Source organism: Mesorhizobium sp. M2A.F.Ca.ET.037.01.1.1, from assembly GCF_003998075.1.
Taxonomy (GTDB): Bacteria; Pseudomonadota; Alphaproteobacteria; order Rhizobiales; family Rhizobiaceae; genus Mesorhizobium.
In genome coordinates this window covers 1-8,850 of the sequence record NZ_RZSA01000171.1, presented here as the reverse complement: position 1 = coordinate 8,850, position 8,850 = coordinate 1, and the positions used below count along the sequence as shown (strand labels likewise).

General features: G+C 61.6%; 6 protein-coding genes and 2 pseudogenes. All 8 read right to left on the bottom strand.

Annotated elements, in window-relative coordinates; genetic code table 11:
* A pseudogene (locus EOA27_RS11275) lies at positions 1-477 on the bottom strand (ABC transporter permease); the annotation flags it as partial.
* On the bottom strand, positions 474-1,388 hold the full coding sequence (locus EOA27_RS11270) for an ABC transporter permease subunit (protein WP_126081434.1): 915 nt from the start codon (positions 1,386-1,388) through the stop codon (positions 474-476). The gene EOA27_RS11270 and the pseudogene EOA27_RS11275, both read right to left, overlap by 4 nt.
* A gap of 61 nt (positions 1,389-1,449) precedes the next feature.
* On the bottom strand, positions 1,450-2,556 hold the full coding sequence (locus tag EOA27_RS11265) for an ABC transporter substrate-binding protein (RefSeq protein ID WP_126081433.1): 1,107 nt from the start codon (positions 2,554-2,556) through the stop codon (positions 1,450-1,452).
* Between the two features lie 244 nt (positions 2,557-2,800).
* Entirely contained in the window at positions 2,801-3,973 is a 1,173-nt protein-coding gene (locus EOA27_RS11260) for an iron-containing alcohol dehydrogenase (protein WP_127256176.1), read from the bottom strand.
* Between the two features lie 17 nt (positions 3,974-3,990).
* Complete coding sequence (locus EOA27_RS11255; protein ID WP_126081432.1) at positions 3,991-5,379, bottom strand: aldehyde dehydrogenase family protein; 1,389 nt, start codon at positions 5,377-5,379, stop codon at positions 3,991-3,993.
* 182 nt (positions 5,380-5,561) lie between these two features.
* Positions 5,562-6,932, bottom strand: coding sequence for a glutamine synthetase family protein (locus EOA27_RS11245; RefSeq protein WP_127251683.1), 1,371 nt, complete (start codon positions 6,930-6,932; stop codon positions 5,562-5,564).
* Positions 6,933-7,019: 87 nt separating this feature from the next.
* Positions 7,020-8,582, bottom strand: a complete 1,563-nt coding sequence (locus EOA27_RS11240; protein WP_126081430.1) for an amino acid permease — start codon at positions 8,580-8,582, stop codon at positions 7,020-7,022.
* Between the two features lie 145 nt (positions 8,583-8,727).
* Positions 8,728-8,850, bottom strand: a pseudogene (locus EOA27_RS43145) (N-formylglutamate amidohydrolase); the annotation flags it as partial.

Below are 8,850 nucleotides of genomic sequence, written 5' to 3'. Positions count from 1 at the left end.
GCCGTATATGTATCGGGCGGTCGATACAGGCCTTCGCACCATATACGGCAGCGACAACGTCGCGTAGCCGATCACCAGCAGGGCGTTGGTGGCCGTATCGTTCGCCAGGAACGGCAGCGGCGAATTCGAGCCGTACATCCTGATGTAGCCGAACACGATGACGATCGCCGGGATGACAAGCGGCAGCAGCGTGATGAACTCGACGATCGGCCTGAGCTGCGGCAGGCGCAGCCGGATCCAATAAGCCGCCGGCACCACCACCAGCACGCCGAGGATGATGGTGAATATGGCGGCAACCACCGAGTACATGAATGTCGCCTGGAAGCGGGCGTCGCCAAGCACGATCTGATAGGCGTCGAACGAGTAGGCGCCGCGACGCATGCGCATCGAGAATTCCGCAGTCGCGATCAGCGGGATAAAGAAATAGGCCGCGCCAAGGATGAAGACGACCCAGGCCCAGAAGCGTCCGGTCTTCATTTCAGCCACCTCTCCGAACGCGTCCGGAACCAGATGTAAAAGACATTGGCGAGGCCGGTGATGACAATCATGCCGAAGGCGATCGCATACCCGAGATGCGCGTTGTGAAGCACGTCGCCGCGGATTTGCGCGTAGAGGAGGATGGGCACGATGTTGAGCGACGAGCCGGTCAACGCATAGGCGGTGGCAATCGCTCCGAAGGCGTTGGCGAACAGGAGGATAACGGTGCCGAGGAAGCTCGGCCAGATCACCGGGATCACGACCATCCGCCAGTACTGGGCCGTCGTCGCGCCAAGTGTCGCGGCAGCCTCGCCCCATTCCTTCTTCAGTCCGTCTATCGCTGGCACGATAATGACCACCATCAGCGGAATCTGGAAATAGACGTAGGTCAGCGTGAGGCCCCAGAACGACAAGATGTTGAAGCCATGCGCGTAGATGTTGAGGCCAAACACGGCGTTGAGGATCACCGTGGCGAGGCCGAGGCGTCCAAGCGTTGCGAGGAAGGCAAATGCCAGAGGGACGCCGGCAAAATTGGAGGCTACCCCGGAAAAGGTCAGTGTCGCCGACCGTATCCAATTGGGCAAGCCGCCGCGCACGATGGCAACGGCGATAGCCAGGCCGGCGAAGGCTCCGATGAGCGCCGATGCCAGGCTGACCTTGATCGAAATCAAGTAGGCCGCAACGATATTTGGCTCCGACAGGGCGATGAGATTTTCCAGCGTGAACTCACCAGCCTCATTCTGGAACGCGCCCAGCATCAGGTAGAGCGTGGGCAGGATGAGAAACATGACCGCGAAGATGAAGAAGGGCGCAACGCCGATCCATTGCGTCGGCAGCCGCAACGCGCGCGCTTCGCTGGGCGGTGCGGTCTTTCCCGCAATTGTCTGGTTGGAGAGCGAGAGGTCGGTCATGCGCAGGCTACCGTCTGGGAGAAGCGCCGGGCGGCCAGAGCCGCCCGGCCATTTCATTCCGTTACTTCACGTTGGCGCCGACAGTGGCGTCCCAGTTCTTGGTGATCGCCTCCTTGGCCTTACCCTGCTCGTCGAGGGTCGGGAACACGGCCGACGCGTAGGCTTCGGCCGGCGGCAGCTTGGCCATCACATCGGCCGGAAGCTTGCCGTTCTTGGCGAGGTCGTTGAACCGGATCGGATGGCAGTAACCCTTCAGCCAGCCAATCTGACCTTCGTCGGAGTAAAGGTACTCGAGCCAGAGCTTGGCGGCATTCGGATGCGGCGCGTAAGCGCTGATCGCCTGCACATAGACGCCGGCAACGACGCCGGTCTTAGGCACAACGACGTCGACCGGCGGATTGCCCTTCAGCGTGTCGCGGCCGGCAAGCGCGTTGTAGTCCCAGGTGACCAGGATCGGGGTCTGACCTTGGGCCAGCGTGGCTGGCTTGCCGATGACCGGCACAAAATTGCCAGCGGCATTGAGCTTCTTGAAGAAGTCGAGACCTGCTGTGCCGGCTGCTTCACCAGCAGCGGCACCACCGGACAGGCCGGCGGCGTAGACCGCCTGGATCGCTTGGTTCGAGGCACGCGGATCCCCGGCGAGGGCGACGGTGTTGGCATAATCTGACTTCAGCAGGTCTGCCCAGTCAGCCGGAGCTTCCTTCACAAGATCCTTGTTCACCAAGAACGACAGCACGCCGTAATAGTCGCCCGTCCAAAAACCATCGGCATCCTTGGCGCTGTCCGGGATCGAATCCCAGGTCGATACCTTGTAAGCTTGAATCAGACCGTCTTTCTTGGCGGTCGGACCGAAGGACAGGCCGACGTCGATGACGTCAGGGGCCTGTGGGCCCTTGTTGTCCTTGTTGGCCTTGATCGCCTCGACCTCGTCGCCAGAGCCGGCGTCGGGGTTGAGTTCGTTGATGGTGATTTCCGGATACTTAGCCTTGAAAGCGTCGATCACTGCCCCGTAGCCGCACCAGTCATGCGGAAGCGCGATGACAGTGAGCTGGCCTTCCGCCTTCGCGGCCTTGACGAGATCGTCCATCGAAGCGGCGGACGAAATCACCGTCGACGCGAAGAGCGCCGCGGCCGAGAGGGAAAGCACTTTCCCCATGAACTTGAACATGTGTTCTCTCCGTTGAACTGGCGCGCTAAGCGCCTGCGATGCGGGTATCGTTTTCGTGTGACAGCCAGATGAAGGCTTTTTGAAACCGGAGCCCCACAGCGAAAAAAGTTAACTCTTTTTAACGGACTGTAGCAATTAGCCCGCGCTTAATTTTCCGGCTAATGGTTAGCTGCCTTGATTTTGCCCCTCCTCCCTTTTTCTCGAGTGTTCCCTTATTCAACTCCTCGGCATCGAGGCCGGCTTCTCAGACGGAGCCGGCGATGGCATTTTCGAGCAGCGTCAGCGCTGCTTTCTTGGTGAGCTTCACGGGGTTGCCGCCGGCGGTCGGGTCGACCACCGCCATATCGGCGATCAGGGTCTTGCGCTTCTTGTCCATGTCGAGCCCCTTGATCAGGCCGGGCAGCGCGTGCGGCACCTTGAGCTCCTTACGCAGCTTGATGATGGCCTTGGCGAAGCCGTCGAAGCCGCCCTTGATGCCGCAATAGGCGGCGAGCCGTGCGATACGATCCTCGATCGCCTCGCGGTTGAAGGCCAGCACATAGGGCATGAACACCGCGTTGGTCATGCCGTGATGGGTGTCGTAGAGCGCGCCGATCGGATGCGACAGCGAATGGATGGCCCCCAACCCCTTCTGGAAAGCGGTGGCGCCCATGGCCGCCGCGCTCATCATATGGGCGCGCGCAACCAGATCCTTGCCGTTGGCGAAAGCCTTCGGCAGGTTCTCGAACACTAGCCTTATGCCTTCCACCGCGATGCCGTCGGCCATCGGATGATAGCCCGGCGCGCAATAGGCCTCCAGGCAGTGCGCCAGCGCGTCCATGCCGGTGCCGGCCGTGATGAAGGGCGGCATTCCGACCGACAGTTCCGGATCGGCAATGACGATCGCCGGCAGAAGCTTCGGATGGAAGATGACCTTCTTGGTATGGGTCTCCTCATTGGTAATGACGCCGGCGCGGCCAACCTCGGACCCCGTGCCCGCCGTGGTCGGCACCGCGATGATCGGCGCAATCAAGTCCGAATTGGCCCGGGTCCACCAGTCGCCGATATCCTCGAAATCCCAAACGGGCCGTGTCTGCCCGGCCTGGAAGGCGATGAGCTTGCCGAGGTCGAGCGCGGAGCCGCCGCCGAAGGCGATGACGCCGTCATGCTTGCCCTTCTTGAACACCGCGATGCCGGCGGTGAGATTGGACTCCACCGGGTTGGGCCTCACCTCCGAGAAGACGCCGTATGGGATCTTGGCATCGTCGAAGATCTTCAGCGTCGAGGCGACGACGGGCAGTTTCGCAAGGCCCGGATCGGTGACGAAGAGCGGCCGCTTGATGCCCGTCGCATTGAGCACATCAGGCAATTCCTTGATGCGCCCGGCGCCGAAGCGGACGGTGGTGGGGTAGTTCCATTTGGAGATCAGCTTGGACATTTTTGTCTTTCGAAAGGTCAGATCGTTTCGCGCAGGTGATAGGATTTCGGCCGGGTCAGATTGTCGTAACCGATGGCCGAGAGCGCCGCGCCCTTGCCGGTGTCCTTGACGCCGGTCCAGACCAGCGCCGGGTCCAGATAGTCACAGCGGTTCATGAACACGGTGCCGGTCTCGACGCGGTCGCCGATGGCGATCGCGCGCTCGGTGTCGCGTGTCCAGATCGACGCGGTCAGCCCATAGGGGCTGTCGTTCATCAGCGCGATCGCCTCCTCGTCGTTGCGCACCTTCATGATGCCGACGATCGGCCCAAAACTTTCCTCGCGCATGACGCTCATCTGGTGGTCGACTTCTGTCAGCACTTCCGGCGCCAGATAGGGCGAGCCCGCCCTGTCGTTCTCGACCCTCATGTTGATATGTGCGGTCGCGCCTTTGCGCAGCGCCTCGGCCTTCTGCTCGCGGATCAGGTCGGCGAAGCGCGCCTGCGCCATCGGGCCCATCGTGGTCGCCTGTTCCAGCGGATTGCCGACGACATACTTCTTCGTCTCGGCGACGAAACCTTCGACGAACTCGTCATAGACCTTCTCGTGCACATAGACGCGCTCTATGCCGCAACAGCACTGGCCGGAATTGTAGAAGGCGCCGTCGACAAGATTGGCGACCGCATGGTCCAGCTTGGCGTCGGGCAGCACATAGGCCGGATCCTTGCCGCCGAGTTCGAGGCCGAGCGTCATGAAGGTGCCGGCCGCCGCCTCCTCGATGGCGCGGCCGCCGCCGACCGATCCGGTGAAGTTGACATGGTCGATCTTGCCGGAGCCGAGCAGCTTCTCGGTCTGGGCATGGTTCATGACGAGGTTCTGGAACAGCCCCAGGGGCAGCCCCGCTCTGTCGAAAGCCTGCTGGAAGCGTTCGCCGACGAGCAACGTCTGTGCCGCGTGCTTGAGGATGACGGCGCTGCCGGCCATCAGCGCCGGCACGATGGTGTTGACGGCGGTGAGATAGGGATAGTTCCAAGGCGCGATCACCAGCACGACGCCGAGCGGCACCTTCTTCACATAGCGCCGAAAACCCTCCTTCGGATTGGAGGCCATGACCGGCTTGAGTGCCTGTTCAGCGATCTCGACCATGTAGTTGGTGCGTTCCTTGACGCCGCCGAACTCGCCGCCGTAGCGCACCGGCCGCCCCATCTGCCAGGCGATCTCCGGCACGATCTCGTCGGTCATGGCGAACAGCGCCTCGAGCATCGCCAGCATGTATTTGCCGCGCTCGACGACCGGCGTTTCGGCCCATTTCTCCCGCGCCGCCCTGGCGCGCTCGACCGCCGCGTTGATCGCGTGGTCGGTCGCGACCGGCCGCTCGGCATAGATCGAGCCGTCGATGGGGGATTTCAGCTTGACCGTTTCGGTCATTTTATAAGTCCTCGCAGTTTTACAACAATCGATATGCGCATGGCCTGCCCTCATCCGCTTGCCGGCACCTTCTCCCGCATAGTGACGGGGAGAAGGGAAGCGTTCCGACGCCCGCTACCCCTCTCCTCGTCCTGACGGGAGAGGTTAAGGGTGATGGGCAGTGCCGACGCTGACGCGGCAGCTTAATACCGCTCGAAGCCCCGATGCAGTTCCCAATCCGTGATGCGGCGGTCGTATTCGAACTGCTCCCAGCGGGCGGTGTGCACATAGTGCTCGATTACCTCCTCGCCGAAGGCCTGCTTCAGCATCTTCGACTTGGCCAGCGTCTCGGTCGCGTCGCGCAGCGTCTTCGGGATCTCGGGAAGTCGCGAGGCCTGGTAGGCATCGCCGACGAAAGGCTTCTGCAGTTCCAGCTTCTCGTCAATGCCGGCGAGGCCCGACGCGATCAGCGCCGCGAAGGCGAGATAAGGATTGAGGTCGGCGCCGCCGATGCGGCATTCCATGCGGATGCCCTTGGTGCCCTCGCCGCAGAGCCGGAAGCCTGCGGTGCGATTGTCCTCGCTCCACATGATCTTGGTCGGCGCGAAGGTGCCTGCCTGGAAGCGCTTGTAGGAGTTGATGTAGGGCGCCAGGAACCAGGTGAACTCCTTGGCGTATTTGAGCTGGCCGGCCGCCCATTGCTGGCCGAGGCTCGACAGCGTCCACTCGGCCTTCTTGTCGAAGAACAGCGGCGTCTTGCCGTCGGCGCTCCACAGCGAATTGTGGATGTGGCTGGAATTGCCGGCGAGCCCGTAATTGTACTTGGCCATGAAGGAGATGGCCTTGCCTTCGGAATCGGCGATTTCCTTGGCGCCGTTCTTCAGGATGACGTGGCGGTCGGCCATGTCGAGCGCTTCGGCATAGCGCACATTGATCTCTTCCTGGCCGGGGCCCCACTCGCCCTTGGAGTTCTCGATCGGAATGCCGGCCGCCTCCATCTCGTTGCGAAGCCGGCGCATGACGCCTTCTTCCTTGGTGGTGATGCCGATCTGGTAGTCGCCGATATAGGGCGAGGCGCTGTCGAGCCCCTGCCAGTGCTTCTTGCGGGCCGACTCGTAGGTTTCGCTGAACAGGTAGAATTCGAGCTCGGAGGCGAAATAGCCGATATAGCCGCGCTCCTGCAGGCGCTTGACTTGTTTCTTGAGGATCGCGCGGGGTGAGTGCCCAAGATCCTCATGCGTGTGATGGTCGAGCACATCGCAAATAACCAGCGCCGTCTTCTCCAGCCACGGAATGCGCCGGAGCGTCGACAGGTCGGGCTTCATGACGAAGTCGCCATAGCCCTTCGACCAGCTCGCCGCCTTGTAGCCCGGTACCGGCTCCATATCGATGTCGCAGGCGAGCAGATAGTTGCAGCCATGCGTCTCGCCATGCGCGGAATCGACGAAATACTGGGCCAGGAAGCGTTTTCCCGAGAGCCGGCCCTGCATATCGACGATGCAGGCCAGCACCGTGTCGATCTCGCCGTTCGAGACCGCCTTCTTCAACTGATCGAACGAGAAATTCCCGGCCATTCCTTTGGCGCTCCAGTGCTGTCGATTTGAAAGGGAAAAAACGAGACCATGGCCGGCATTGCGCCGGCCATGGTCATGAAGCGAAGGTCAGTTGCCGGTCTCGCCGACCGCCTGCTCGGCCGCCTTGATCGCCGCCTGGCGCGCCGCTATCTGCTCACCGATCGGCGGACCCTGGAAGCGGCGGTTCTCGAAGCCGAACCAGAGCACGGCGGTCAAGATGATGAAGCCGATGGTGATGTAGAGCACCTTGTCGTTTGGCGGTTGAACCGCGATGTAGAAGATGATCGCCATGCCGATAATCGACAGAATGCAGAACAGCTTGAAAACGCCACCGCCGAGGTTCCACGGGCCCGGGTTCGGCCACTTCGAAGTTCCGAAAGCCATCATGCCGAGCACGATCGGAATGATGAAGGACAGGAACAGGAAGACCAGCGTCGAATTGACGACGATGGTGTAGATGTTGGTGCCGCCAATCGAGATGAACTGGGCAAGGAAGACATAGATGATCTCGAGGACCGCAGCGGTCCAGATCGCGTTGACCGGCGTGCGCCAGGCTGGGCTGACCTTGGCGAGCCCGGCCGACCCGACCGGCATGCCGCCGTCGCGAGAGAAGGCGAACAACATGCGCGAGGCCGAGGTCACCGTGGCGAGACCGCACAGAAACTGCGCGATCAGGATACCCAGATAGAGCAGCTCCTTCAGCCATACCGGCAGAATCGCGTCCATCGTGGCGAAAAAGACGTTCCAGCCCTGCTTTGCGCCCGCCGCCAGATCCGGGATCGCCAGAACGATGGCGCATAGCATCACCCAGCCAATCAGTGAGGACCAGACCACGGATGAAACAATCGCCCGCGGAACCGAGTGCGCGGCCTTCAGTGTCTCTTCCGATGTGTGTGCCGAAGCATCATATCCCGTGATGGTGTAGACCGGCAAAAGCAGGCAGAGCAGGAAGAGATAGCTCATAGAGTCGGTCTGCGGAAAAACGCCGCCGCCAGCGTCACCTGAATAGTTGGTGAAGGTCCAAAGCCGGGTGACGTCGATCGCCGGGGCAAACACCAGGCAGGCCACGATCAACACCGCAGTTGTGCCGAGAATGATGAAGCCGGAAGCATCGGTCAGCAGGGCTGTCAGCTTGATGCCAAAATGATTGAGCAAAGCCTGCAGCACGGTAATGAAAGCGACGAACCCGACAATTTCCCCCGGCGTTCCGGTCATCCCGAACCAGCTCCCGAATGTTCCGGTGAAGAAGAACGCTGTGCCGATGTTGATGGCGCCTAGCACGGTGATCAGGCCGAGCAGGTTGAGCCAGGCGGTGAGCCAGCCGGTGAACCGGTTGCCGAGGATCGAGGCCCAATGATAGAGACCGCCCGCTGTCGGGAACGCCGAGGCGATCTGCGCCATGGCAAGGGCGAAGAACCCGGAAACGGCGCAGCCGACGATCCAGCCTATGCCCGCGCCGGCGCCGCCGATCGAAGACGTCGCCTGGGCGAAGGAGTTGATGCCGCCTGAAAGAATGCAGATGATCGAGAAGGAGATCGCGAAGTTCGAGAAGCGGCTCATGCTTCGCGACAATTCTTGGGCATAGCCCATTCCGTGGAGGACCTTTAAGTCCTCGTGCTTGTCGTGTTCCGTATAGTCTTGCGCTGACATTTTAGTCCCCTGTTGGTTCTTAACTGGCCGACTGTACTGACTTTCCCATTGCGCGTTGTCGGGAGCCCCTGGCCTCCTCAGGCTCCAGATTCGAGAATATGCCTGTGAGCAGATCCGCCCATTTCCGCTGCCCGGTGTCGCCGGCGATTTCGTCGTTGCGGATTTCGATCATCGCGCAGGCAAGGCCGCGCGTGCGCGCATGCCGCTCCAGCGTGAAGTAGACGCGGTCGGCCGGCGAATAGGGTTCGTTGACGCCGACGGTGACGCC

What these genes read in the sequence shown, in the direction of transcription:
- EOA27_RS11240 (WP_126081430.1), bottom strand. Translation starts at nt 8,582, where the DNA reads ATGTCAGCGCAAGACTATACGGAACACGACAAGCACGAGGACTTAAAG.
- EOA27_RS11245 (WP_127251683.1), bottom strand. Translation starts at nt 6,932, where the DNA reads ATGGCCGGGAATTTCTCGTTCGATCAGTTGAAGAAGGCGGTCTCGAAC.
- EOA27_RS11270 (WP_126081434.1), bottom strand. Translation starts at nt 1,388, where the DNA reads ATGACCGACCTCTCGCTCTCCAACCAGACAATTGCGGGAAAGACCGCA.
- EOA27_RS11255 (WP_126081432.1), bottom strand. Translation starts at nt 5,379, where the DNA reads ATGACCGAAACGGTCAAGCTGAAATCCCCCATCGACGGCTCGATCTAT.
- EOA27_RS11265 (WP_126081433.1), bottom strand. Translation starts at nt 2,556, where the DNA reads ATGTTCAAGTTCATGGGGAAAGTGCTTTCCCTCTCGGCCGCGGCGCTC.
- EOA27_RS11260 (WP_127256176.1), bottom strand. Translation starts at nt 3,973, where the DNA reads ATGTCCAAGCTGATCTCCAAATGGAACTACCCCACCACCGTCCGCTTC.